Origin of the sequence: Microbacterium sp. Leaf288, from assembly GCF_001422925.1 — a bacterium.
GTDB lineage: Bacteria > Actinomycetota > Actinomycetes > Actinomycetales > Microbacteriaceae > Microbacterium.
Genome location: NZ_LMNI01000012.1, coordinates 369,180 through 393,581, shown reverse-complemented (window position 1 = coordinate 393,581; position 24,402 = coordinate 369,180). Strand labels below are relative to the sequence as shown.

The window sequence follows — 24,402 nt, the reverse complement described above, 5'->3', positions numbered from 1 at the left end:
CTTCCTTCCGTTCGACAGGTCAACCGGGACTCTGCACGGCCCGCGAGGCGCTTCCTCTCCTGCGGAAGCCCGGTTGACCTGTGGAGGGCGGGGGCGACGGATGCCTCGGCGCCAGCGTGCCGGACGAACCCGGGTCAGCCGAGGCCGGTGTTGCCGCGCCAGAGGTCCGCCGCGCGGTTCGCCGCGGCGTCGACCAGCGCCCGCAGCTCCGGGCGGTCGGGCATCGCGAAGGAGACGTAGGCGCCGCGTCCGCCCGCGACCGGGCGGCCATAGGCCTTCACCGCGACCGAGAGGTCAGGCAGCAGGCGGACGGTCAGCGTCTGCAGCTCGAACTCCTCGCCGCGGCGGAAGTCACGCCAACGCAGCGGCGGCGGGATCACGACGTTGATCGCGAGCGCCGACACCTCCGGAGCATCGCCGTCTGGAGCATTCATCCCGCCATCCTGACACCCTCGCCGCCGCCGCGGGCCGAGGCATCCGTTCGCCCGTTCCGTGATGCCGAAACACGGGTCGATCACGGCGACACGCCGGTGATGGATGCTGCGGCCCGGAGTGTCGCGCGACGGACCCGTGTTTCGGCGCGCCCGACGACGCGAGACCACGGAACCGGGATCAGGAGATGGTGAGGAGCTGGTGCCCGGCCGACACCGTCGTGCCGGGGTCGGCGTTGATCGTGCCGATGACGCCGTCCTTGTGGGCCTGGATGGGCTGCTCCATCTTCATCGCCTCGAGGACGATGACGAGGTCGCCCTTGACGACCTGCTGGCCCTCCTCGACGGCGACCTTCACGACCGTGGCCTGCATCGGCGACTTCACCGCGTCGCCCGAGGCGCCCGCGACGACCGAGGGGGCGTGCGAGCGGCGCGACGGCGGCACGGCCGCGGGGCGTCCGGCGACCCCGACGGGCGCGACGACGCGGTCGGGCAGGCTCACCTCGAGGCGCCGGCCGGCGACCTCGACGACGACCGTGTGCCGCGCCTCGGCGGGAGTGGGCTCGCTGAGCTCGCCGTCCCACGGGGCGATGTCGTTGACGAACTCGGTCTCGATCCACCGCGTGTAGACGCCGAAGCGGCCGTCCTCCGCGGTGAACGCGGGGTCGCGCACGACGGCGCGGTGGAACGGCAGCACGGTCGGCAGGCCCGAGACCTCGAACTCGTCGAGCGCGCGGCGCGAGCGCTCCAGCGCCTCGGCGCGGTCGCGGCCGGTGACGATGATCTTCGCGAGCAGAGAGTCGAACGCACCCGACACGCTGTCGCCGGCGGTGACGCCGGAGTCGAGACGGATGCCGGGGCCGCCGAACGTCTTGAACACATGGATCGGTCCGGGCTGGGGGAGGAAGCCGCGGCCGGGGTCCTCGCCGTTGATGCGGAACTCGATCGAGTGGCCCTCGGGCTTCGGGTCGTCGTAGCCGAGCTCCTCGCCCTCGGCGAGGCGGAACTGCTCGCGCACGAGGTCGATGCCGGTGACCTCTTCCGAGACCGGGTGCTCGACCTGCAGGCGCGTGTTCACCTCGAGGAACGAGATCGTGCCGTCGGCGCCGATCAGGAACTCGCAGGTGCCCGCGCCGACGTAGCCGACCTCCTTGAGGATGGCTTTCGACGATTCGTACAGAGTCTTGTTCTGCTCGTCGCTGAGGAACGGCGCGGGAGCCTCCTCGACGAGTTTCTGGTGCCGGCGCTGCAGTGAGCAGTCGCGCGTGGAGACGACGACGACGTTGCCGGCCGAATCCGCGAGGCACTGCGTCTCGACGTGACGGGGCTTGTCGAGGTACTTCTCGACGAAGCACTCGCCGCGACCGAAGGCGGTGATCGCCTCGCGGGTCGCCGACTCGAACAGCTCGGGCACCTCATCGATCGTGCGGGCGACCTTGAGGCCGCGTCCGCCGCCGCCGTATGCGGCCTTGATCGCGATGGGCAGACCCACCTCTTCAGCGAAGGCGACGACCTCGTCGGCACCGGCCACGGGGCCGGGGGTGCCCGGGGCGAGCGGCGCGCCCACCTTCTCGGCGACCGCGCGGGCGGTCACCTTGTCGCCGAGGGCCTCGATCGCCTCGGGCGACGGCCCGATCCAGACCAGGCCCGCCGCGATGACGGCACGGGCGAAGTCGGCGTTCTCGGCGAGGAAGCCGTAGCCGGGGTGCACCGCGTCGGCGCCGGAGCGCCGCGCGACGGAGAGGATCTTCTCGATCGACAGGTACGTCTCGGCGCTGGTCGCGCCCTCGAGGGCGTACGCCTCGTCGGCGAGGCGCGAGTGCATGGCGTCGCGGTCCTGATCGGCGTAGACGGCGACCGACGCCTTCCCGGCGTCGCGTGCGGCGCGGATGACGCGGACGGCGATCTCGCCGCGGTTGGCAACGAGAACCTTGGCGATCTGAGGCATGAGTGCCAGCCTACCGACGGCATCCCGAGGGCTTTTGAGCGGTTCGTACAAGAACCGACGAGAAACGTGGGATTCCTACTACAACGGTTACGCCCTCACTGCGCCCCGTACCCCACAAAGGGAACGCCCTCACTGCGCCCCGTCTTCCACGAACGACTTCTCGTCGATCTCGGTGGGACCGAGCGACGGATCCGACGTGTTCCAGAGCGATGTCCACTCCACGCCCACCTCGTGCACGAGCTGCCGCAACGTCGACACGGACATGCCGACGACCGTCGAGGGATCGCCCTCGACCCGCTCGATGAACGCGCCGCCGAGGCTGTCGACCGTGAACGCGCCCGCCACGTGCAAGGGCTCGCCGGTCGAGACGTACGCGTCGATCTCGGCATCCGTCACGTCAGCGACGAAGGAGACGGATGCCGCAGCCGTCGCGTGCACCTCGCGCGGGGGTTGGCCCGGCTCGATGCGCACCACGGCGTGGCCCGAGTGCAGCACGCCGGTGCGCCCACGCATCGCGCGCCAGCGGGCGGCTGCGTTCTCGGGCGTGTAGGGCTTGCCGAGCACCTCGCCGTCGAGCTCGAACATCGAGTCGCCGCCGATCACGATGCCGTCGAACCCCGGGATGTCGTCGCGCAGCCGCGCCGCGACCTCCGCCGCCTTGCGCCGCGCGAGCAGCAGGACGTGCTCGTCGGGCGCGAGCGTGCGGGCCTCGGCCGCCTCGACCGCGGCGATGACGGCCTCCTCGTCCACGTCGGGGGCGATGGTGAGCGGACGGATGCCGAACTGCCCGAGCAGCATGAGCCGGGCGGGCGAGGTCGAGGCGAGGCAGACGCGCATCCCCTCACAGTACGGGGCGGGGACGTAGGCTCGTCGGGTGAGTGAAACCGGCGGCATCCTCGATCTCGACATCACGGGCGTCGCCCACGGCGGCGTCTTCGTCGCCCGGCACGAAGGCCGCGTCGTGTTCGTGCCCGACACGATCCCGGGGGAGCGCGTGCGCGTGCGGCTCACCGACACCGGGAAGAAGTCGTTCTGGCGCGGCGAGACGCTCGAGGTGCTCGAGGCATCGCCGCACCGGCAGCTGCACGTCTGGCGCCAAGCCGATGTCGACATCCCACCGGAGCAGCGGCCCGGCGGTGCCGACTTCGGCCACATCGCGCTCGAGCACCAGCGTGCGCTCAAGCTCGAGGTGCTGCTCGACGCGCTGCACCGGTTCGGCGGCATCACCGACCCGGTCGCCACGATGAGCGGCGTCGCGCCGGTTCCCGCCCTCGACGGTGCCGAAGCCGACGGCGAGTCGGTCGACGGCACCGGGTGGCGCACCCGGGTGAGCCTGCACGTGGACGCGGACGGCAACGTCGGCCAGTACGCCGCGCGCAGCCACCGTGTGGTCCCGCTCGAGGACCTGCCCCTCGCCACGCCGGCCGTGGAGCGCGCTGCGCTCGCGCTCGCCGCCAGCGAGCCCGGTCGCATCGATCTCATCCAGCCGGCGGACGGTCGCGTCCTCACGCTTCCACGGCCGGTACGGACATCGGATGCTGCGGCCCGCCGCGGACGCGGCGCTCGGGCCGCGACCCCCCGGCATCGCAAGGCGCCCGCTCCCGAGGTCGTCCTCGAGAGCGTCGGCGGCCGCGGCTTCCGCGTCGATGCCGGCGGCTTCTGGCAGGTCCACCGTCTGGCGGCGCACACCCTCACCACCACCGTCGCCGCAGCGCTCGGCGCGCTCCCCGGCGATGCCGCCGCCGTCGACCCCGACGCCTGGCACCTGGACCTGTACGGCGGCGTCGGCCTCTTCGCCGCGACGCTCGGCGACCTCGGCGGATCCTCGACCCGCGTGACGAGCGTCGAGTCCGACGCGCGCGCGACCGAGCATGCGGGGGACAACCTCGCCGAGTGGGTCGGGGCTCGCGCCGAGACCGGGCGCGTCGACCGGTGGCTCGCGCGGCTCGCGGCCGAGGCATCCGTCCCCGAACGCGAGCGGCTGTCGCGTGGGGTCGTCCTGCTCGACCCGCCCCGCTCGGGAGCCGGCCGCGAGGTCGTCGACCACCTGACCTCGCTCGCGCCCGCGACCGTCGTCTACGTCGCGTGCGACCCCGTCGCGCTCGCCCGCGACATCGCGACCTTCCGTGCTGGCGGGTACGAGGTCGCAAGTGTCGATGGCCTGGACCTTTTTCCGAATTCGCATCACGTCGAAGCCGTGGCGGTTCTCACCCGCGCGTGACACTCGTCGCTAGGCTGGCGGAATGACGCGGGTGGCCTTCATCGACGATCACGAGTCGGTCCGGCTCGGCCTCGAGGCGGCGTGCGCCCGCGCCGAGACGATGACCGTCGCCTTCTCGGGCAGCACTGTCACCGAGTACGTCGACTGGCGTGCATTCTCGCGGCAGGCGCCCGCCGACGTGGTGGTGCTCGATCTGACGCTCGGCGACGGCACCACCGTCACCGAGAACGTGCGACGCCTCGTGCTCGACGGATCGAGCGTCATCATCCACAGTGTCGCCGACCGGCCCGCGGCCGTGCGAGAGGCGCTCTCCGCCGGTGCCGCCGGCGTCGTCAGCAAGTCCTCGCCCATCGGCGACGTGATCGCGGCGGTGCACACGGTCGCGCGCGGCGAGCCGCTCAACAACGTCGAGTGGGCCAGTGCCGTCGAAGGTGACCGTGCCTTCGCCGATGCGCAGCTGTCGGCGCGCGAGCGCGACGTGCTCCGTCTGTACGCCGCCGGGCTGCCGCTCAAGGTGGTCGCCGATCGCCTCGGGGTCGCGTACTCGACGGCGAAGGAGAACATCACGCGCATCCGCGTCAAGTACGTCGAGGTCGGCAGGCCCGCACCGACGAAGATCGATCTGCTGCATCGCGCCGTCGAAGACGGCATCCTGGTCGAGCCCGCGGCGGACCCGGGAGACGTCACGCGTGGCCGCTGACGCACAGACCGGCGTGCTCGACACGGCGTGGGGGCAGATCGCGCACTCGCCGCAGACGACCGCCGGGATCGGGTCGTTCACCCGGTCCCGCGTCGAGCGCATCATCTCGCTCGTCGCCGGCGGCTTCGGCTCGCTGATCCTCGGACTCCAGTCGTTCCTGAGCGCTCTAGGGCCCGCCCCGGAACGCCCGGGGTGGCACGTCCCGCTCATGGTCGTGGTGTTCGGCGCGCTCGGCGTGATGGTGCTCGCGTGCGTGGTCGGCCGGGGTGTGCGCCCGGCGGCGGGCGTCTTCGCGATCATCTACGTCCTCGTGCTGCTCGCGTGGCCGATCGCCACGGCGGGCGTCGAACCTCCGACGCCGGACGAGCCGTGGATCTGGTACCTGCTCAACCTCGCGACGCTGGCGGCCGTGCTCGCCTTTCCCTTCCCGCTCCAGATCGCGTTCACGATCGCCCTGCCGCTGCTGTTCGGTGTCGTCCGGATGATCCAGGTCGGCTTCGAACCCGTCTACTGGCCGGTCGTGATCCTCGACGTGAGCTTCGCGCTCATCCTCGGCGGCATCATCCTCACCCTGGGGTGGCTGTTCCGATCGGTGGCGGTGAACGTCGACAAGACCCGGGCGCAGGCCGTCTCCTCGTACGCGAAGGCGGCTGCCGCCGACGCCGCGGAGCAGGAGCGCGTGGCGGTGGCGGCGCTCATGCATGACAGCGTGCTGGCTGCGCTGATCGCCGCGGAGCGGGCGACGACACCCCGGGAGCGCACGCTCGCGGCGACCATGGCGCGCGAGGCGCTCACCCGGCTGGCCAACACCGAGCAGGACGAGCACGAGGGGCCCGACGAGCCCTGGGCGCCGGCCGTGCTGTCCGAGGAGATCGCTCAGGCCGCCGACGAGCTGGGCGTCGACGTCGATGTGCAGAACGAGATCGACCCGGATGCCCCGTCCATCCCCGGGCGCGTGGCCCGAGCCCTCACCCTGGCCGCGACGCAGGCCATCGCCAACGCGGTCCAGCACGCGGGTGGCGCCGGGCTGGGCGTCGTGCTTCATGCCGCGTACGGGACGGTGCGCGTCGAAGTCCACGATGCGGGAGAGGGATTCGACCTGGATGCCGTCCCCGATGACCGCCTGGGCATCCGCGCGTCGATCGTCGCGCGAGTGGCCGCGGTGGGCGGGCGCGCCGAACTGGAGTCAGGACCCCACGGCACCGTCGTGCGGCTCATCTGGCGGGAGCCGTCGGCATGATCAGCGTCAAGAACGTCCTCACGGTGCTCGGCGTGGCCTTCACCGCCTACTTCGCCGCGAGAGGTCTGCTGTGGACCGGGCGGCCGATCCCGCAGCCGCTCATCATCGTCATCTCCGTCGGGATCTACCTCGCGGTGACCTGGCTGTGCATCTTCTGGCAGCCGTCATCGCAACGCTCGAGTCCGTCCCCTCGCGCGGCCCGCTCGGCCGACGGCGAGTCGCTCGAGAGTCTCGAGGCGCAGGCGGCGCCGCACCCCGCCGGGGAAGGCATCCGGGGCCCGCTGCCGTTGCCGGTGACAGCCCAGGTCCTCGCCCTCGCCTGCGCGGTGATCGTGCCGAACGCCATCCCCATCGCGGTCGGCGAGACCGCCCGCACGGTCTCCTTCGCGACGTGGTACCTCGGGGGGATCGGCGCTCTCATGACCATCGTCATGGTGCGCCGTCGTCCCTGGACGGCGTGGGCGGGGATCATCCTCCTCACGATCGCGTCGTTCCTCTGGATGGGCCCGCTCAATGCACTCGCCCTCGGGCTCGTCGGCTCGATCGTCTGGGTGACGTGCGCCCAGCTGCTGGTGTTCTCCATGGACCGTGCCGCGCGCGACACCTCGCGGCTCACGCGGCTCCAGCGCGCCGCGACGGGATGGCAGACCTCGCAGGTGGTCCGCCAGCGCGAGCGGCGCGTGCAGGTGCAGCGCGCGCTCGCCGTCGCCGGCCCCGTGCTCACACGTACGGTCGCTCATGCGGGCGTGCTCACCGAGGCTGATCGCCTCGAGGCGCGCATCGCCGAGGGGCGGCTGCGCGACGAGATGCGCGGCCCGCGGCTGCTCGACGACGAGGTGCGCGCGGAGCTCGAGCGGGCACGCCGCCGCGGCGCCAACGTCACCGTGCTCGACGAGGGCGGACTCGACGACGTCGATGACGAGACGCTGGGCATCATCCGCGCGCAGCTGGCCGAGACCCTGCGATCGGCGAGCTCGGACCGTCTCTACATCCGCACGTCGCCCGACGAGCGCATCGCGGTCACCGTGGTCGGCCGCTCGCCCTCCGTGGGCGGACCCAGCGACGAGGACTCCGTCGACCTGTGGCGCGAGATCCCGCACCCGGGCAGAGCCTGACCCTCACCTCTCGACGGAGGGGGATGCTGCCACCCGGCGCGCCCGCGGACGTCTGATCCGCGCCGGTTCCGATGGCAGACTCGCTCCCCGCCGGAAAGGGGGAGGGGATTCCTGGCGGAGAGCGGGAAATGAAGGAGGCGAGGGGCGGCGAAGCCGCCCGCCCCTCGCCTGCGCGGAAGGTTACCCGAAAACCATCCGCATGGCCGGATCCGGGGCATCCGCTAAGCGGTGTCGGATCGACCGAACGCAGAAGCGTTCCAGCGAGTCAAGTATCTCGGGGTTGCAAGGGGTGTGTCTGTAGGTATTTCGGGGGACAAGCCCGCCGAGCGATGGACGGGGTCCATAAACCTCCGCTGACAGCGTTCACTGTCAGACGCTCCCGAACCGGCCCCAGCCGAGGTCCCGATCGAGTGGCTGCCGCAGCGCACGCTGCGAGAGCTCCCAGCCGGTGCGGCTCGTGCGGTCGTCCGCGACGGCTTCGGCTGCTTCACCGGTGTACGCCTCGCTCACGACGGCGATGAGCGCGGCGAGTTCCACCTCGGTGGGCGCGCCACGGAGGACCTCGATGGTCGGGCCCTGGGGCGCAGCATCCACGTCCATGCCCTCGTCTGCTGGGCTCACAGCGGGATGTTCCCGTGCTTCTTGGGCGGCAGGCTCGCGCGCTTGCCGCGGAGGGCGCGGAGGGCCTTGGCGATCGAGACGCGGGTCGCGGCCGGCTCGATGATGCCGTCGAGCTCGCCGCGCTCGGCGGCGAGGAACGGCGAGGCCACGTTGTAGGTGTACTCGTTCGCGAGGCGCGTGCGGACGGCGGCGACGTCTTCGCCGTTCTCCTCCGCCTTCTTGATCTCGCCGCGATAGAGGATGTTGACGGCACCCTGGCCGCCCATGACGGCGATCTCGGCCGTCGGCCACGCGAGGTTCACATCGGCGCCGAGCTGCTTCGAGCCCATCACGATGTAGGCGCCGCCGTAGGCCTTGCGCAGGATCACGGTCACCAGCGGCACGGTCGCCTCGGCGTAGGCGTAGAGGAGCTTGGCGCCGCGGCGGATGACGCCCGTCCACTCCTGGTCGGTGCCGGGGAGGTAGCCGGGCACGTCGACGAGCGTGACGATCGGGATCGAGAAGGCGTCGCAGAACCGCACGAAGCGACTCGCCTTCTCGCCCGCCTCGATGTTGAGCGTTCCGGCCATCTGCGAGGGCTGGTTGGCGATGATGCCCACGGAGCGGCCCTCGACGCGGCCGAAGCCGATGACGATGTTCGGCGCGAACAGCGGCTGCACCTCGAGGAAGTCCTCGGCGTCGACGATGCCGCGGATCACCTGGTGGATGTCGTACGGCTGGTTCGGCGAGTCGGGGATGACCGCGTTCAGCGCGCGGTCAGCATCCGTCGTCTCGAATTCGAAGCCCGTCTCGTAGACCGGCAGCTCCGCCATGTTGTTGTCGGGGAGGAATCCGAGCATCGACCGCACGTAGTCGATCGCGTCGTCCTCGTCTTCGGCGAGGTAGTGCGCGACACCCGAGCGGGTGTTGTGCGTGTGCGCGCCGCCGAGCTCCTCCATGCCGACGTCCTCGCCGGTCACGGTCTTGATGACGTCGGGGCCGGTGACGAACATCTGGCTGGTCTTGTCGACCATCACGACGAAGTCGGTGAGAGCGGGGGAGTAGACCGCGCCACCCGCGGCCGGGCCCATGATGATCGAGATCTGGGGGATGACGCCCGATGCGCGGGTGTTGAGGCGGAAGATCTCGCCGTACTTGCCGAGGGCGACCACGCCCTCCTGGATGCGCGCGCCGCCGGAGTCGAGGATGCCGACGATGGGGATGCCGCTGCGCAGGGCGAACTCCATGACCTTGATGATCTTCTCGCCGGCGACCTCGCCGAGAGAGCCGCCGAACGTCGAGAAGTCCTGCGAGTACACCGCGACGGTGCGGCCGTGGATCGTGCCGACGCCGGTGACGACCGAGTCGCCGTACGGACGCGAGCGGTCCATGCCGAAGGCGGTCGTGCGGTGACGCACGTACTCGTCGAGCTCGACGAAGCTGCCGGTGTCGAGGAGCATCTCGATGCGCTCCCGCGCGGTGCCCTTGCCCTTCGCGTGCTGCTTCTCCTTCGCGACCTCCTCGGGATCGAGGACGGCCTCCTGGAAGCGTGCGCGGAGGTCGGCGATCTTGCCGGCGGTCGTCGACAGGTCGGGCTGATCTGGCGCTTGAGTCACGGATTCCACCCTATCGGCGGGCCCGGTCGATCTGTTGGAGGGTTCGCACAAGGGGTTGCGGCATCCGCTGTCCATCCCCGGAGCGAGGGGCGTAGCGTGAACGACATGACGTTCTCGTCCGAGGGGTTCCCGCTCACCGCCGCCGTGAGTCCGCGCGTCCAGGTCGTAGAGACCACGGACTCGACCAATGCCGACGTCATCCGGCACGTCATCGACGCGCCGCATGAATGGCCGCACCTGTCGCTGCTGCTCACGAACGATCAGCGAGCCGGTCGCGGGCGCCTCGACCGCACGTGGGTCACTCCGCCCGGATCGGCGCTCGCGGTCTCGGTCGCGGTCGACGCCTCGGCCCTTCCGGTCGCCGCCCGCGGGTGGATCCCGCTCATCGCGGGCGCGGCGATGACCCGCGCGATCGCCGCGCAGCTGGTCGGGTCGGTGCACAGCGCCACGCTCAAGTGGCCGAACGACGTGCTTCTCGACGGATCGAAGATCTGCGGCATCCTCGCGGAGGTCGTGCCGGGGCATGCCGACGTCGTCGTGATCGGCTCCGGAGTGAATACGCGGATGGCGGCAGTCGACCTCCCCGTCGCGACGGCGACCTCCTTCGCCGCCGCAGGGTTGGAGTGCGACGACGACCGCCTGCTCGCCGACTACCTCGGCGCGCTCGACGAGCAGCTGAAGGCGCTCGGCGCAGCCGGCGGTGACGCTGCCGCATCGGGCGTGCTCGGGGAGGTGGAGTCGCTCTGCAGCACGCTCGGAAGCGACGTCGCGGTGTCGCTGCCGAACGGTGAGACGCTGTGGGGCCGTGCACAGCGGATCGATCCCGACGGGCGCCTGGTGGTGGTCCAGGATGCCGAGTTCGAGAGCGTCGTCTCCGCCGGCGACGTCGTGCACGTGCGGAGCCGCTCCGCGTAGTCCGGTCGTTGAGCGAGCGCGCGAGTCGAAAAGCCGCGGGCGTTCGCTCTTCTCGGTCGTTGAGCGAGCTTGCGAGTCGAAACGCAGCGGGCGATCTCTCCTCTCGGTCGTTGAGCGAGCGTGCGAGTCGAAACGCCGGCACATGGCGCAAAACGGCGGGTGATCAGCGCACTGTCGGCCGCTACCCGCACAATGGGGACATGACGCAGCCGACGAGCTACGGTGGCAGGCCGCTGACGCCTGCCCCCGGTGCGCCCACCCCGGAGCTGCTCGTCGCCCGCTTCCGCGCACACGCCCGGCGGCTCGCCTGGTCGGCGCTGGTGCTGATCGTCGTCGCCGGCGCCGTCGGCTACTTCTACGGCAACCTGCCGGCACCTTTCGAGAATTGGATGCTGCTGGCCGGAGCCGCGCTCGTGGTGTTGCTGCTCGTCGTGCTGCCGTATCTGTCGTGGCTCGGCCACGTGTACACGGTCACCACGCGGCGCGTGATGGAGCGCCGCGGCATCTTCGCCGTGAAGCGCCGGGAGCTCGCGCACGTCCGCGGTTACACCCTCAAGGTGCACCGCGGCCTGCTGCAGCGCATGTGGGGCGCCGGCACGATCACGCTGACGAACGGTGTCGACGAGCCGCTCCGGCTCGCGAACATCCCGAGCGCCGAGCTGGTGCACGAGGCGCTCGTCGACCAGGTCGAGGTGAACCAGATCCTCGCGCACCGCGACGCCCAGCCGCTTCCTCCCGGGCCGCAGCCCACCGTTCCCCCCAGGCCCCCGCTGCCGCAGGTGTGACCCCGGCTCGTTCGTCATCCCACGGGTGCGGGATGATGGACGGAGGCTGACGAGAGGGAATGGCATGGCGCTGCGAGTCGGAGTCGTCGGGGGTGGGCAGCTGGCCCGCATGATGATCGCGCCGGCGGTCGAGCTCGGAGTCGAGATCCGGGTGCTCGCCGAAGACGAGGGGATGTCGGCATCGCTCGCCGCGACCGCTGTCGGCGACTACCGCGATGCCGCCACCGTGCTCGCCTTCGCCCGCGAGGTCGATGTCGTCACCTTCGACCACGAGCACGTGCCGCAGGATGTGCTGGCGACCCTCGTCGGCGAGGGGATCTCCGTGCATCCCGGCCCCGATGCGCTGAAGTTCGCGCAGGACAAGCTCGTCATGCGCGCACGTCTGCAGGAGCTCGGGATGCCGCAGCCCGACTGGGCGGCGGTCACGAACGCCGACGAGCTGCAGGCCTTCATCGACGACCACGGCGGCCGCGCCGTCGTGAAGACCCCACGCGGTGGCTACGACGGCAAGGGCGTGCGGGTCGTGTCGGCGGGCACCGAGGCCGACGACTGGTTCGCGACGCTCGCCGAGGACACCCACGGCGGTGCCCTCCTCGTGGAGGAGCTCGTCGACTTCACGCGCGAACTCGCGCAGCAGGTCGCCCGTCGCCCGTCGGGCGCGGTCCGCGCCTACCCGGTGGTCGAGACCGTGCAGCGCGACGGCGTGTGCGCCGAGGTGATCGCGCCGGCCCCTCACTCCAGCGACCGCCTGCAGCAGGTGGCCGCGGGCATCGGCGTCTCGATCGCCGAGGGCCTGGGCGTGACCGGGATGCTGGCGGTCGAACTCTTCGAGACGACCGACGAGCGGCTCCTCGTGAACGAGCTCGCCATGCGCCCGCACAACAGCGGCCACTGGAGCCAGGACGGCGCCGTCACGAGCCAGTTCGAACAGCACCTCCGCGCCGTGCTCGATCTGCCCCTCGGCGACACCGACCCCGTCGCCGGATGGGCCGTGATGGTCAACATCCTCGGCGGCCCGGCGGAGGAGTCCCTCGACGCGCGGTTCGCCGCGGCGATGGACGAGCACCCCCAGGCGAAGGTCCACACCTACGGCAAGGCGCCGCGCCCCGGCCGCAAGGTCGGGCACGTCAACGTCGTGGGCGACGAGCTCGATGACGTGGCGTACCAGGCTCGGGCCGCAGCATCCTTCTTCCTGGACTGACATCCTCGGAAGCGCGCCGTTGCGGGGAGTTTCCAGCCACGCCCCCTAGCCTTGACGAGTGACTGCGCCCCTTCATTCCTCCGAGGCGCCGCTCGTCGGCGTCGTCATGGGCTCCGACTCCGACTGGCGGGTCATGAGCGACGCCTCTCAGGCGCTCACCGACTTCGGCATCCCGCACGAGGTCGAGGTCGTCTCGGCGCATCGCACGGTCGACAAGCTCGTCCGCTACGGGCGTGAGGCGCGGGCGCGCGGACTGCGCGTCATCATCGCCGGCGCCGGAGGCGCTGCACACCTCCCCGGCATGCTGGCATCCCTCACCGCCCTCCCGGTGGTCGGCGTTCCCGTGCAGCTGGCGACCCTGGACGGCATGGACTCGCTCCTGAGCATCGTGCAGATGCCCGCCGGCATCCCGGTCGCCACCGTCTCCATCAACGGCGCCAAGAACGCCGGACTCCTCGCCGCCCGCATCCTCGGCAGCGCCGACGCAGAGGTCGCGGACCGCGTCGAGGCCTACGCCCGCGATCTCGAAGCGCAGGTCGAGCAGAAGAACCGGCGGCTCAAGGAGTCGCTGTGAGCGTCATGAGCGCACCTCGCACCACTGCCCGCCCGGTTCGTCCGGGTGTGGTCGAGGAGCGCCCGATGAGGAATCCGGATGCCTCGTCCCGCGCCGTGATGACCCGCCGAGGGTGGTGGCTGGTCGGGCTCAACTTCCTCACCCCGGGTTCTGCGCAGGTGCTCGCGGGCAACCGCAAGCTGGGCCGTTTCGGGATCGCCGCGACCCTCGTGATGTGGACGCTGCTCGTCGTCGCGCTGCTGTTCTCGCTGCTCGCGCCGACCGCCGGGCTGAGCATCGTGACGAGCGCGTGGCTTCCCGACTGGCTCGGGCTGCTGCGCCCGTTGCCGTTGCTGATCGCGCAGGGATTGCTGCTCGCGTACGCGGTGCTGTGGGTCGTGCTGACGATCGACACGCTGCGCCTGGTGCGCCTGGTCAAGACGGGGGGCGTCGCACGGTTCGCCATCGCGCTGGTGGCCGTCGGACTTCTCGTGGTCGCGAGCGGAACCGCGGTGTACGCGTCGAACGCGGTCGGCACCGTGCGTTCGACGATCAGCAACATCTTCGGGGCGAGCGGGCCGACCGTGCCCCCGTCAGACGGCTACTACAACATCCTGCTGCTCGGCGCCGACAGCGGCGAGGGCCGCGACTCGATGAGGTTCGACAGCATCTCGGTGGTCTCGGTGAACGCCGCGACCGGTGCGACCACGATCACCGGCATCCCCCGTGACATGCCCAACTTCCCGTTCGCCGAGGGCCCGATGCAGGACGAGTACCCCAACGGCTTCGAAGGGCACGGCGACCCCACCTGCGGCTGGGGGAGCGGGATCAACCAGCTGACGAATGCCGTCGAGCAGTGTCGCGAGGATCGCGGGACCGGGCTGTACCCGGATGCTGCTGCCCAGGGCTCGACGCCGGCCATCGAGGCCACGAAGGACGCGGCTTCCGGGATCCTCGGCATCGAGATCCCCTACTACGTCTTCGTCGACATGCACGGGTTCGCGTCGCTGGTCGATGCGCTCGGCGGGGTCGACATCAACGTCGTGGAGCGGCTGCCCAAGGGCGGCCCGCCCGAGGGCGTCGATCCGCACAACGTCGACGCATGGGCGACCGGCTGGATCGAGGCCGGCCAGCAGCACATGGACGGCGACACCGCCCAGTGGTACGCCCGCTCGCGCTACACGACCAGCGACTTCGATCGCATGAGGCGCCAGCGTGAGCTCCAGGAGGCGATCCTCGCCCAGTTCACGCCGCAGGTCGTGCTCACGCGCTTCCAGGATGTCGCGAACGCCGGCGCCGACATCGTGGAGACGGACCTTCCGCAGTCCCTGATCCCCGCGCTCGTCGACCTTGCGGTCAAGGCGAAGGAGGAGCCCGTGCAGACGCTCGAGCTGACGCCTGCCGAAGGCATCGACGAGTTCAGCCCCGACTGGGCGTACATCGCGGAGCTCGTGCAGACGACGCTTCACCCGCCGACTCCGACTCCGTCGGGGGAGTGATCGTGGTCGCAACTCTCCGCGTTGTGCTGGATCAGCTCGTTGCGCCCTCCGAGCCGGAGTTGGCAGAGGCGTCGCGCGAGCTTGCGCGGGCGCTGGTGCTGGGGGCGCCGTCGGGGTGCGAGGTAGAGGCGATCGCGCCGGCCGGCGGGGTCGAAGGCGCACTGGACTCGGTGCCGGGTCTGGCGGGTGTGCGCCGTACGGCCCTCCCGCGACGTGAGCTCGCGGCTGCGCTGCAGTTGGGCGTGGGTACCGGCATCGGCGGTGGGATGATCCACTCGCCGACGCTGTTCGCGCCGCTGGTGCGCCACGATCGGGTGCACGACCACGATCAGGCCGTCGTCACGGTCTGGGACCTTCGGCCGTGGGAGTCGCCCTCGGAGCTGCCCCGGGCGGTGGTGGCGTGGCACAAGGCGATGCTGAAGCGCGCGGTGAAGCACGCGGACGCGGTGGTGGTGCCGGCGCATTCGATGGCGGTGCGGCTGTTGGAGATCGCGCCCGGCCTGCGGGACCGGGTGCGGGTGATCGCGGGGGCTTCGCCGCTCGGGTTCTCGGTGCCGGTGGATGAAGTGGGTCGTCGCCGCGCGCTGGGTCTGCCCGAGGGGTACGTGCTGCTCGCGGGCGGACCGCTGGGGTCGGAGGGTCTGGATGCCGGGCTCGCGGCGGTGGCAGCATCCGGTGTCGATCTGCCGGTGGTCGTGATCGACGTCGAGGAGGGGCACGAGCCCGCGGTAGAGGACCTCGCCTCTGCGGCGGGGCTCCCCGAGCGGGCGCTGCATGTGCGGGGCGCTCTGGACGCCCCCGACCGGGCGGCGGTGTTCGGCGCGGCGGTCGCGTTCGTGGCGCCTTCGCGCCGAGCCGCGTTCCCATGGCGCGTGGTCGATGCCCTGACACTCGGTGTGCCCGTGATCGCTGCCTCGTCTGCGGTTCACGACGAGGTGGTGTTCGACGGGGGAGAGCTGGTAGCGGGAACGGATGCTGCGAGCCTCGCGGACGGGCTGGGCGCGGCGTTGGCGACGGGGCTCGGATCGACCGCCGCCGCCGAGCGTCTCGGCGTGCTCGCGGGGGATCGCGGTCGCGCGTTCTCGTGGCGCGAGGCCGCCGACAAGGTGTGGATGCTGCACGCCGAGCTGTGACCGCTGCTCGACCCGACGGGGCGGACGAGCCGATCAGTCGGTGACCGGCAGGACGAACACGTGGCCACACTGACGGCAGGTCCAGGGACCGTCGTCGCCCCTGATCACCTGATCGTGATCACAGCGCATCATGCCGCCTACGTCGCGAGGTACCGGCGCAGAGACGCTTCGGCATCGGACGCGACGTACCCCACCGCCTCCAGCTTCGCTAGGTCGAGGAGGCTATTGCGCGGTCGCGTCGCCACCGGGCCGGTCGCGGACGCGAAATACTCCTCCGTCGACACGCCGGTAACTCGGTCGGGGTCGTGACCAGTGGCAGTGAAGACCGCGCGCGCGATACCCGCCCACGTCGTCGGATCCCCTGAGCCCGTGAGGTTGTATGTTCCGAAAGGCGCACGGGCGTCGAGAAGATGCCGGATCCCGCGCGCGATGTCGTGGGTGAACGTCAAGCGCCCCATCTGATCGTCGACGACCTTGGGGTCGATTCCTCGCTCTGCCAGTGAGGCCATCGTGCGCACAAAGTTCTTGCCGTCGCCGATCACCCACGACGTGCGCAGGATGTAGTGGCGTGGAGCCGTCGCAGCGGCGGTGTCGCCTGCCGCCTTCGACTGTCCGTAGACGCCAAGGGGCGCGAACGGGTCGTCCTCACGGTATGCCCGGTTCAGGGAGCCGTCGAAGACGTAGTCGCTCGACACGTGCACGAACGTGATCCCGTTGGCTGTCGCGACCCTGGCGAGTGCCGCCACGCCGCTGGCGTTCGCTGCCCAAGCCTGCGAGCGGCCTTCAGGGGTTTCTGCAAGGTCGACCGCCGTGTAAGCGCCCGCGTTGATGATCGTGTCGTAGTCGCGCCAGCGTCGGGCGGATGCGAGATCGTCCGAAGTGAGGTCGATGTCCTGACGGGTCGCGTACTCGATGTGCGGCGCGTCCCCGAGTGCACCGCGCAGAGCGCGACCCAGCTGGCCGTTGGCTCCGACAACGAGCGTCTTGCGGGGCGGCATCGGAGTGACGGCATCCAGACGTGGGTGGGCGACGTCTTTCGCCGAGATCTCGACCTCGTCGAGCGGGATCCGCCACTCGATGGCTGACGTCTCGTCGGCGAGATTGAGGAATGTGTAAGTGGCGTCCGGCGACCAGTGGTCGTTGACCAGGTATGCATAGGCAGTGTCGGGTTCCAGGGTCTGGTAGGCGTTGCCCACCCCGCGGGGTACGAAGATCGCACGCGACGGGTCGACCTCGGTCGTGAATACGGCACCGAACGTCGGGCCCTCACGCAGGTCAACCCACGCCCCGAAGATGCGACCGCTCGCGACCGAGACGAACTTATCCCAGGGCTCAGCGTGGATTCCGCGGGTGGTGCCGACCGCGTCGTTGAAGGCGATGTTGTTCTGCACGGGACCGAAATCCGGCAGACCCGCCGCGGTCATCTTCTCCCGCTGCCAGTTCTCCTTGAACCAGCCCCGGTTGTCCCCATGGACGGGCAGTTCCCAGACCACGAGACCGGGGATCGGAGTCGGGGACGAGGCGAGCGATTTCCCGAACTCTGTCATCACTGGCCCCTCGACGCGTAGAACGCTTCGGTGGCGTCCTTGGCGGGCGCCCACCAGGCGTCGTTAGTCCGGTACCAGTCGATGGTCGCGGCAAGTCCGGACTCGAAGTCCCCGTAGGCGGGGGTCCAGCCCAATTGGGTGCGCAGCCTGGTCGAGTCGATCGCATAGCGCAGGTCATGGCCGGCGCGGTCGACGACGTGGTCATAGGCGTCGCGAGGCTGCCCCATCGTCGTGAGGATCAGCTCGACGACGTCCTTGTTGTTGCGTTCGCCGTCCGCGCCGATGAGGTACGTCTCTCCGAGCTCGCCCTTCTCGAGGATCGTCAGCACCGCCGACGAGTGGTCGTCCGCGTGGATCCAGTCCCTGACGTTCTCGCCCTTGCCGTACAGCTTGGGACGGATGCCGCGCAGTACGTTCGTGATCTGACGCGGGATGAACTTCTCGACGTGCTGGTACGGACCGTAGTTGTTCGAGCAGTTCGAGATCGTCGCGCGCACCCCGAACGAGCGCACCCACGCCCGCACCAGCAGGTCGCTCCCAGCCTTTGTCGACGAATACGGTGAGGACGGATTGTACGGTGTGGATTCGGTGAACCGCTCCGGATCGTCCAGCTCGAGATCGCCGTACACCTCGTCGGTAGAGATGTGGTGCAGGCGGCGGTCGTGCTTTCGCGCCGCCTCCAGCAGGGTGAACGTCCCGACGATGTTCGTGTGGAGGAAGGGCCGGGGGTCGTCCAGGGAGTTGTCGTTGTGTGACTCGGCGGCGTAGTGCACCACGGCATCGGCATCGGCGAAGAGTTCGTCGACCAGCGCGGCGTTGGCGATGTCGCCGTGCACGAACCGGAAGCGGTTCGCGGGCAGGCCATCCAAGGAGGCGAGGTTTCCGGCGTAGGTGAGCTTGTCGAGGACCGTCACGTGATCGTCGCTGTTCTCCAGGACGTGGTGGACGAAGTTCGAACCGATGAAGCCGGCGCCGCCGGTCACCAGCAGACGCCGGGTCATCGCGGCCCGCTCCGCAGCACCTCGAGCAGGTACGTGCCGTACCCCGACTTGACGAGTTTCTCGGCCCGTTCCCGCAGATCGTCGTCCGTGAGGAAACCCTGGCGCCACGCCACCTCTTCCGGAACGCCGATCGAGAGGCCGGTGCGTCGCTGCATGGTCCGCACGTAGTCGGCGGCGTCAGCCATCTGGTCAAATGTGCCGGTGTCCAGCCACGCAGTGCCTCGGGGTAGAATCTCCACCTGCAGCCTCCGCTCCCGCAGGTAGGTGTTGTTGACGTCGGTGATCTCGAGCTCGCCCCGCGCGCTCGGCGAGAGGTTACCTGCGATCTCCACGACGTCGTTGTCGTAGAAGTAGAGGCCCGGCACCGCATAATTGCTCTTCGGCTCTGCCGGCTTCTCCTCGAGCGAGATTGCGCGACCGAATGAGTCGAACTCGACGACACCGTACGCCGAGGGCTCCGCGACCCAGTACGCGAAGATGAGCCCGCCATCGATCTCGGTGTAACGCTCCAGCTGGGAACCGAGCCCGGGACCGTACAGCAGATTGTCGCCGAGAGCGAGGCCGACGCGGTCACCGCCGATGAAATCCGCGCCGATCGTGAACGCCTGCGCGAGGCCGTCTGGTGACGGTTGTACTGCGAAGGAGATGTCCACGCCGAACTGATTTCCATCACCGAGCAGCCGCTGGAACGCGGACTGGTCGTGTGGTGTGGTGATGACCAGGATCTCCCGGATTCCGGCGAGCATCAGCGTCGACAGAGGGTAGTAGATCATCGGTTTGTCGAACACCGGAACGAGCTGCTTCGAAACACCCAATGTCACGGGGTGCAGGCGAGTGCCCGAGCCTCCCGCGAGGAGAATCCCTTTCACACCACTCCCTCTCTGTGCCGTCGACTCAGACGCTATCAGCGTGCGTGTTCCTCGCCGCGCAGATTGCGACGGCACGGGCGGACGCGGCGCACCGGTACGCTTATCCGATGTCACACCGCGTATCCGTCGTCGTACGCACAAAGGATCGTCCGGGCTTCCTCCGCCGGGCGCTGGAGGACATCGCGTCGCAGTCGTTCGGCGATATCGAGGTCGTGGTCGTCAACGACGGCGGCGTCCGCGAGGAGGTGGACGACGTGGTGTGGTCGTCGTCTCTCGCCGACCGTGTCTCCGTGGTCGACACCGTCGCGCCGGGAGGGCGCTGCGCAGCGGCGAATCTCGGAGTGCTTTCGACCGGTGCGGAGTACATCGTGCTCCACGACGACGACGATCTGTGGCACCCTCACTTTCTCGCCAAGACCGTTGCGCTCCTCGACGCGAGTCCGCAGGATGCGGGGGTCATGGTGGCCACTGAGATCGTGGAGGAAGAACAGCGCGACGGCGAGTGGGTCGAGACGTCCCGCGTGCCGTACTGGGCGGGACTGACCCATGTGAACTTCACAAGCCTGCTGGAGATCAACCGGGCGGTGCCGATCTCGTTCCTGTACCGACGCGCCGTTCACCAGGAACTCGGGGGCTACGACGAATCGCTTGAGACGGTCGAGGACTGGGAGTTCTATCTGCGCCTGACCGCTCGGCATCCCGTCGCCTTCCTCGGCGGAACCCCGCTCGCCTACTGGATGCACCGCCCCGCCGCCGAGGGAGCGGACGGTAACAGCATGTTCGAGCTCGAGGGCGCCCATGCCCGCGACGACCTCGCGGTCCGTGACCGGGAACTGACCCGCTGGGTGCGGGAGAACGGGTCAGGGCTTCCTCTCTACATCGGCCTGATCGAGAAGAATCTGGACGCGGAGATGGAACGCAGGCATGAGGAACTGCTCGCCGCGATCTCCCGCCGCGGTGAGGATCTCGCGCGCGAGATCTACGCCCGCCATCCGATCTGGCGACGACTGCGCCGGCTGCGGCGGCGGAGGTAGCCGCCCGCTCCGGCGGCTGCGCGCGACCTGCCTCAGCCGCGCATCACCGCGACGGCTTGCTTGCTGTCGCCGTCGAACGCGACCTGCCCGCCGCGCAACAGAATCCCGCGGCTGCACAGGTTCGACACCATATCGAGGTCGTGCGAGACCACGACCAGCGTCTTGCCCTGGTCGTGCATATCGCGAATGCGCGCCAGGCACTTCTGCTGGAACGGCTCGTCACCGACCGAGAGGATCTCATCGATCAGCAGGATGTCGAGCTCGGTGTGGATGGCGACGGCGAAGGCCAGACGCAGGAACATGCCGGAGGAGTAGTGCTTCACCTCCGTGTCGATGAACTTCTCGATCTCGCTGAAGGCGACGATCTCGTCGAAGCGGTCTTCCGTCTCCTTCTTCGACATCCCCAGGATGGCCGCGTTGAGGTACACGTTCTCGCGTCCGGACAGGTCCGGATGGAAGCCGGCGCCGACCTCGATGAGACCGGCGACGCGCCCGCGAGTGCGCACCTGCCCGCGATCGGGAAGAAGCACGCCCGAAATGAGCTTCAGCATCGTGGACTTGCCCGAGCCGTTGAAGCCGAGCAACGCGACCGAGTCGCCCTGTTCGATGGCGAAGGACACGCCGTCCAGCGCGTGGAAGTCAGTGGTCAGCGGCTTGCGTCGAACGGCGGCGAGGAACGTCTCCTTGATGGAGTGCGTGTGACGCAGCTTGAAGTCCTTGTGGACGTCTTCGACCAGGATCGCCGGCGTTTCACTAAAGCTCTTGTGCAAAGCGCCCCTCCAACTTGCGGAAGACAACCTGACCGATCACGAGCGCGGCGACCGCGACGATCAGCGCGTACAACGAATACAAGGCGAGGTCGGGCATCGGGCGGCCGCCTTCGGGGTCCAGAGCGAGCCAGAAGCCGAAGTGGAAGAGCTCAACTGCGGGGGTCAGCGGATTCAGCCTGTAGATGTCGAACCAGAATGCGGAGACCTGCTGCTGCACCATCGACCACTGGTACATGACGGGCGACGCCCACATCGCACACATGATGATGATCTCGACGAAGCTCTGCGCGTCGCGGAACGCGACGTTGATCGCGCCGAACAGCAGGCCGAGGCCGGTGGACAGGATCGCGATGATCAGGAAGCCGAGGACGATCGCGCCGACCGCGGCAAAGGAGAACTGCCAGCCGAACACGATCGCTATGACCCAGACGACGAGGACCTGGGGGAGGACGTTGACCGTCGCCACCAGCATGCTGGCCACGGGGAAAAGCTCTCGCGGAAGATAGATCTTCTTGATGAGCGGGGCGTTGTCGACGATGCTCTTGGTGCCGTTCTGGAACGCCTCGCTGAAGAACGTCACGGCGGTGAAGCCGGCGAGGAGATAGACCGGGTAGAACTCGATCGACGAGTTGAGGCCCAGGAAGATTCCGAGCGCCACGAAGAAGACGGCGAACTGGACGAGCGGCTTGACATACGACCAGAGCCAGCCGAGCACCGAGCCGCGATAGCGGATCTGCACCTCTTTGCGCACCAGGAGGGCGAGCAGGTGTCGTCGGCGCAGCACATCGATGAGGCCGAGGCCGGCGCCGGGGGACCGCAAGGCCGAGGCGGCGGGGGAGGGTTCTTGTGTCATAAGTTCTGGCGCTGGTCGGGCACGCAACCACAACATCCTAATCTGCCGTGACTGACAGATCGTCCAGGAGCGCGATGGATATCATGGGCGTACTGCCGGAAAGGACGACGTGCCCCGTTCTACAATCGACGTCATCGTTCCCGGGTGGCGTCACGGTCGCGAGCTGGCTCCGACAGTGCGTTCCGTCCTCGTCGCGGGCGAGGCCACCCGCGCCCGTTTCGACGTGCGTGTGACCGTCGCAGCGACCCCTGCGGTGGCGGCGCGGGCTCCCGAGCACGTGCGGGCGAACGCGACAATGCGCGCGCTCGAGGGAGAAGACCCCGCGGCACTGGTTTCCCGCGTCATCGCCGAGTCGTCGGCGGACTACATCGCGATCGTCGAAGCCGGAGATCTCGTCGACGAGCGATTCCTGGGTCATGCCGCCGAGAGCGACGGCGGCGCGGTCCTCCGGCCGGGCGCGGCGGTGACCTTCGGTCGTCGCACCGGAACGTGGACGCAGCCCACGTGGGAGCCCGCGCGGCCGGATGAGGTGCGGACCAGGCGGGCGTTGGCCCACGTCGACGTCTGGGCCCCCACGCTGCTGGCTCGTCGCGAGACGCTCAGCGGCGTCGCGCCCGACCAAGGGGGCAGCCTCGCCCTGACCGCGAGCCTGGTTCAGGCCGCCATCCCACAACGGTCAGTTCCTCACACCGCGACCTTCATCCGTCGCTGGGGCGACCAGGATGCCAGGGTCCGATCAGGCCCGGTGCTCGGTGCCCTGCCGACGCTCGCGGACTCTGCGGTCGCTGAAGGTGCCGAGCTGCCTCGGCCCCCGAGGGCAGCCCGGCTCTTCCCCCGCGCTCGCCGCGTGGGAGGACGTCTCGGTCGGCCCTGGCTGGACATGGCGGATGCTCTTCGCCGGCGCCGCGCGAGCGCTGGGCGGTTCGGGCACGCACTCGTCGATGCCTGGCGAGCCGCCAATCGGATCGAGCCCCTCGTGCCGTTCCCGAGACCGGACGTCGCCCGGTGGGCCGAGGACTGGGACGAGCCCCCTCCGAGCGCCATGCGCGAGATCGAGGCGTACTGGTGGCTGCGGTCGCAGCTTCCGGATCGCCTCGACTACCTCTTCTTCGCGCCGTGGCTGCGCACCGGTGGCGGTGATCGCGTCGTGGTCGACTACATCGACGCGATCCTTCGCCGAGACCCTGACGCGTCGATCGCGCTGATCACCACCGAGCCCGTCCGCTCGACGCGGCTTGCGGAGCTGACGGGCAAGGCGAGCGTCGTCGAGTGCGTGTCGGTCCTCGATCGTGGCGTGCACCGCGACGCGCTCGTCGGATGGATAGTTCCGCAACTCATCGGACAGCTGCGCCCGCACACCGTGCACGCGTTCAACTCCACCGTCGCCTTCGACGTGGTGGAGCGCTTCGGTGCTGCCTTGGCGGAGCACTCTTGGCTCTTCCTCTCGACCTTCGCGATCGACCGCAGCAGCGACGGGGAGCGACTGTCCGTCCTGTTCCTGAGATCGCCGCACTTCCTCGACCACGTCTCGGGGGTGCTCGTCGATACGCGGCAGTACATCGACCGCGTCGTGGACGAACTCGGATTCGACCGGTCGAGATTCGTCGTCCAGCGCAACATCGTCGACGTCCCGCGTCGGCGTCGGACCTCCCCGGCGGGGATCGGTGTAGGCAGGCCCCTGCGCGTGTTCTGGGCCGGCCGGTTCGACCTTCCGAAGCGGCTCGACATCCTCGCCCGCGTCGCGGAGGCTGCCCGTTCGCGGGGACTGGCGGTGGAGTTGCACTTCTACGGTCTCGAGGTGATGGGTGACGCGGCCCTGGCCGACACCCTGGACCGGCTCGAGCGCGCAGGTGCGGTGCGCCACCCGCCGTTCGCCTCGTTCTGTGATCTGCCGTTGGACGAGTTCGACGCCTACGTGCTCACCAGTGAGTGGGAGGGGCTGCCGCTGAGCCTGCTCGAAGCCATGGGCGCCGGCATCCCGGTGGTCGCTCCCCTGGTGGGTGGAGTCGGCGAGGTGCTCGACGCCACGACCGGCTTTCCGGTGCCCGCGTTCGACGACGTGTCGTCGTATCTCGATGCGTTCCTGATGATCACCGCGAACGAGCGCGATGCGCTGGAACGCGCCGAGGCCGCCCGTGCGCGCATCGAATCGTCGTTCTCCGTCGCCGCGTTCGATGCGCGACTGGATTCGGTCGATGGGTACTTCCGCGGGGCCGCGGCAGTGGCGGACGCCGCAGCGCCCGCTTCGTGACGCGGCCGCAGCACTCCCGGCGAGTGCGCCAGGCGTGATGGCACGGACGGCGGGACCGGCGGACGATTGCGCGGGTCCGGCCTGAAGAGCGGATCAAGCGACGCCGTCACCGGGAGGCGG

22 protein-coding genes are annotated in these 24,402 nt (G+C 69.6%); 12 read left to right on the top strand and 10 right to left on the bottom strand.

Annotated features, from left to right (window positions below; all coding sequences use genetic code 11):
• Window positions 1-134: 134 nt before the first annotated feature.
• From ASF40_RS15365 to ASF40_RS15355, 3 genes are all read right to left on the bottom strand, one after another.
• Window positions 135-434, bottom strand: coding sequence for a hypothetical protein (locus ASF40_RS15365; RefSeq protein WP_056370594.1), 300 nt, complete (start codon window positions 432-434; stop codon window positions 135-137).
• A gap of 178 nt (window positions 435-612) precedes the next feature.
• Entirely contained in the window at window positions 613-2,379 is a 1,767-nt protein-coding gene (locus ASF40_RS15360) for an acetyl/propionyl/methylcrotonyl-CoA carboxylase subunit alpha (RefSeq protein ID WP_056370592.1), read from the bottom strand.
• A 129-nt stretch (window positions 2,380-2,508) separates the two neighbouring features.
• Window positions 2,509-3,216 (bottom strand): Maf family protein, encoded by a 708-nt coding sequence (locus ASF40_RS15355; RefSeq protein WP_056370590.1) that lies wholly within the window; start codon window positions 3,214-3,216, stop codon window positions 2,509-2,511.
• Window positions 3,217-3,253: 37 nt separating this feature from the next.
• On the opposite strand from ASF40_RS15355, the gene ASF40_RS15350 reads away from it, so the two are divergent.
• The 4 genes from ASF40_RS15350 to ASF40_RS15335 are packed head-to-tail and all read left to right on the top strand — an operon-like array spanning window position 3,254 to window position 7,655.
• Window positions 3,254-4,600, top strand: a complete 1,347-nt coding sequence (locus ASF40_RS15350; RefSeq protein ID WP_056370588.1) for a class I SAM-dependent RNA methyltransferase — start codon at window positions 3,254-3,256, stop codon at window positions 4,598-4,600.
• Between the two features lie 22 nt (window positions 4,601-4,622).
• Window positions 4,623-5,300: a response regulator transcription factor gene (locus ASF40_RS15345; protein ID WP_056370586.1), complete on the top strand. Its 678-nt coding sequence runs from the start codon at window positions 4,623-4,625 to the stop codon at window positions 5,298-5,300.
• Window positions 5,290-6,540 (top strand): sensor histidine kinase, encoded by a 1,251-nt coding sequence (locus tag ASF40_RS15340; protein ID WP_200919500.1) that lies wholly within the window; start codon window positions 5,290-5,292, stop codon window positions 6,538-6,540. The genes ASF40_RS15345 and ASF40_RS15340 overlap by 11 nt, the downstream gene beginning before the upstream one ends.
• The gene (locus ASF40_RS15335) at window positions 6,537-7,655 is read left to right on the top strand and encodes a hypothetical protein (RefSeq protein WP_056370584.1); all 1,119 of its coding nucleotides are present in this window, start codon (window positions 6,537-6,539) and stop codon (window positions 7,653-7,655) included. The genes ASF40_RS15340 and ASF40_RS15335 overlap by 4 nt, the downstream gene beginning before the upstream one ends.
• 369 nt (window positions 7,656-8,024) lie before the next feature.
• Here ASF40_RS15335 and ASF40_RS15330 read toward each other — a convergent pair whose 3' ends face one another.
• Together ASF40_RS15330 and ASF40_RS15325 are read right to left on the bottom strand one after the other, a co-directional pair.
• Window positions 8,025-8,276, bottom strand: a complete 252-nt coding sequence (locus tag ASF40_RS15330) for an acyl-CoA carboxylase subunit epsilon (protein ID WP_235560255.1) — start codon at window positions 8,274-8,276, stop codon at window positions 8,025-8,027.
• Window positions 8,273-9,880, bottom strand: coding sequence for an acyl-CoA carboxylase subunit beta (locus ASF40_RS15325; RefSeq protein WP_056370581.1), 1,608 nt, complete (start codon window positions 9,878-9,880; stop codon window positions 8,273-8,275). The genes ASF40_RS15330 and ASF40_RS15325 overlap by 4 nt, the downstream gene beginning before the upstream one ends.
• A 96-nt stretch (window positions 9,881-9,976) precedes the next feature.
• Between ASF40_RS15325 and ASF40_RS15320 the strand changes: the two genes are divergently transcribed.
• The 6 genes from ASF40_RS15320 (at window position 9,977) to ASF40_RS15295 (ending at window position 15,957) form a co-directional block, all read left to right on the top strand.
• Window positions 9,977-10,786 carry a biotin--[acetyl-CoA-carboxylase] ligase gene (locus ASF40_RS15320; RefSeq protein ID WP_056371514.1) on the top strand — a complete coding sequence of 270 codons (810 nt, stop codon included), beginning with the start codon at window positions 9,977-9,979 and terminating at the stop codon, window positions 10,784-10,786.
• 200 nt (window positions 10,787-10,986) lie between these two features.
• Entirely contained in the window at window positions 10,987-11,571 is a 585-nt protein-coding gene (locus tag ASF40_RS15315; protein WP_056370579.1) for a PH domain-containing protein, read from the top strand.
• A gap of 64 nt (window positions 11,572-11,635) precedes the next feature.
• A complete protein-coding gene (locus ASF40_RS15310; protein ID WP_056370578.1) occupies window positions 11,636-12,772 on the top strand; it encodes a 5-(carboxyamino)imidazole ribonucleotide synthase in 1,137 nt (378 codons plus the stop codon).
• A gap of 106 nt (window positions 12,773-12,878) precedes the next feature.
• Entirely contained in the window at window positions 12,879-13,346 is a 468-nt protein-coding gene (gene purE, locus ASF40_RS15305; RefSeq protein WP_056370576.1) for a 5-(carboxyamino)imidazole ribonucleotide mutase, read from the top strand.
• The gene (locus ASF40_RS15300; protein ID WP_056370574.1) at window positions 13,343-14,824 is read left to right on the top strand and encodes an LCP family protein; all 1,482 of its coding nucleotides are present in this window, start codon (window positions 13,343-13,345) and stop codon (window positions 14,822-14,824) included. The genes purE and ASF40_RS15300 overlap by 4 nt, the downstream gene beginning before the upstream one ends.
• A 2-nt stretch (window positions 14,825-14,826) precedes the next feature.
• A complete protein-coding gene (locus ASF40_RS15295) occupies window positions 14,827-15,957 on the top strand; it encodes a glycosyltransferase (RefSeq protein ID WP_056371512.1) in 1,131 nt (376 codons plus the stop codon).
• 137 nt (window positions 15,958-16,094) lie between these two features.
• On the opposite strand, the gene ASF40_RS15290 is transcribed toward ASF40_RS15295, so the two are convergent.
• The 3 genes from ASF40_RS15290 to rfbA are packed head-to-tail and all read right to left on the bottom strand — an operon-like array spanning window position 16,095 to window position 19,374.
• The gene (locus ASF40_RS15290; protein ID WP_056370572.1) at window positions 16,095-17,504 is read right to left on the bottom strand and encodes a sugar nucleotide-binding protein; all 1,410 of its coding nucleotides are present in this window, start codon (window positions 17,502-17,504) and stop codon (window positions 16,095-16,097) included.
• Window positions 17,504-18,505 (bottom strand): dTDP-glucose 4,6-dehydratase, encoded by a 1,002-nt coding sequence (rfbB, locus tag ASF40_RS15285; protein WP_056370570.1) that lies wholly within the window; start codon window positions 18,503-18,505, stop codon window positions 17,504-17,506. Before rfbB ends, ASF40_RS15290 begins: the two co-directional genes overlap by 1 nt.
• Window positions 18,502-19,374, bottom strand: a complete 873-nt coding sequence (gene rfbA, locus ASF40_RS15280; RefSeq protein ID WP_056370568.1) for a glucose-1-phosphate thymidylyltransferase RfbA — start codon at window positions 19,372-19,374, stop codon at window positions 18,502-18,504. The genes rfbB and rfbA overlap by 4 nt, the downstream gene beginning before the upstream one ends.
• A gap of 107 nt (window positions 19,375-19,481) precedes the next feature.
• On the opposite strand from rfbA, the gene ASF40_RS15275 reads away from it, so the two are divergent.
• A complete protein-coding gene (locus tag ASF40_RS15275; RefSeq protein WP_056371510.1) occupies window positions 19,482-20,408 on the top strand; it encodes a glycosyltransferase family 2 protein in 927 nt (308 codons plus the stop codon).
• Between the two features lie 32 nt (window positions 20,409-20,440).
• On the opposite strand, the gene ASF40_RS15270 is transcribed toward ASF40_RS15275, so the two are convergent.
• Together ASF40_RS15270 and ASF40_RS15265 are read right to left on the bottom strand one after the other, a co-directional pair.
• On the bottom strand, window positions 20,441-21,178 hold the full coding sequence (locus tag ASF40_RS15270; RefSeq protein WP_056370566.1) for an ABC transporter ATP-binding protein: 738 nt from the start codon (window positions 21,176-21,178) through the stop codon (window positions 20,441-20,443).
• On the bottom strand, window positions 21,162-22,031 hold the full coding sequence (locus ASF40_RS15265; RefSeq protein WP_056370564.1) for an ABC transporter permease: 870 nt from the start codon (window positions 22,029-22,031) through the stop codon (window positions 21,162-21,164). Before ASF40_RS15265 ends, ASF40_RS15270 begins: the two co-directional genes overlap by 17 nt.
• A 109-nt stretch (window positions 22,032-22,140) precedes the next feature.
• Between ASF40_RS15265 and ASF40_RS15260 the strand changes: the two genes are divergently transcribed.
• Window positions 22,141-24,282, top strand: coding sequence for a glycosyltransferase (locus ASF40_RS15260; protein WP_157549716.1), 2,142 nt, complete (start codon window positions 22,141-22,143; stop codon window positions 24,280-24,282).
• Window positions 24,283-24,402 lie beyond the last annotated feature (120 nt).

Excerpts from the sequence above, each read along its gene's own strand:
- ASF40_RS15365 (WP_056370594.1), bottom strand. The coding sequence starts at position 434 with ATGAATGCTCCAGACGGCGATGCTCCGGAGGTGTCGGCGCTCGCGATC.
- ASF40_RS15360 (WP_056370592.1), bottom strand. The coding sequence starts at position 2,379 with ATGCCTCAGATCGCCAAGGTTCTCGTTGCCAACCGCGGCGAGATCGCC.
- ASF40_RS15355 (WP_056370590.1), bottom strand. The coding sequence starts at position 3,216 with ATGCGCGTCTGCCTCGCCTCGACCTCGCCCGCCCGGCTCATGCTGCTC.
- ASF40_RS15345 (WP_056370586.1), top strand. The coding sequence starts at position 4,623 with ATGACGCGGGTGGCCTTCATCGACGATCACGAGTCGGTCCGGCTCGGC.
- ASF40_RS15335 (WP_056370584.1), top strand. The coding sequence starts at position 6,537 with ATGATCAGCGTCAAGAACGTCCTCACGGTGCTCGGCGTGGCCTTCACC.
- ASF40_RS15320 (WP_056371514.1), top strand. The coding sequence starts at position 9,977 with ATGACGTTCTCGTCCGAGGGGTTCCCGCTCACCGCCGCCGTGAGTCCG.
- ASF40_RS15315 (WP_056370579.1), top strand. The coding sequence starts at position 10,987 with ATGACGCAGCCGACGAGCTACGGTGGCAGGCCGCTGACGCCTGCCCCC.
- ASF40_RS15310 (WP_056370578.1), top strand. The coding sequence starts at position 11,636 with ATGGCGCTGCGAGTCGGAGTCGTCGGGGGTGGGCAGCTGGCCCGCATG.
- purE (WP_056370576.1), top strand. The coding sequence starts at position 12,879 with ATGGGCTCCGACTCCGACTGGCGGGTCATGAGCGACGCCTCTCAGGCG.
- ASF40_RS15290 (WP_056370572.1), bottom strand. The coding sequence starts at position 17,504 with ATGACAGAGTTCGGGAAATCGCTCGCCTCGTCCCCGACTCCGATCCCC.
- rfbB (WP_056370570.1), bottom strand. The coding sequence starts at position 18,505 with ATGACCCGGCGTCTGCTGGTGACCGGCGGCGCCGGCTTCATCGGTTCG.
- ASF40_RS15275 (WP_056371510.1), top strand. The coding sequence starts at position 19,482 with ATGTCACACCGCGTATCCGTCGTCGTACGCACAAAGGATCGTCCGGGC.
- ASF40_RS15265 (WP_056370564.1), bottom strand. The coding sequence starts at position 22,031 with ATGACACAAGAACCCTCCCCCGCCGCCTCGGCCTTGCGGTCCCCCGGC.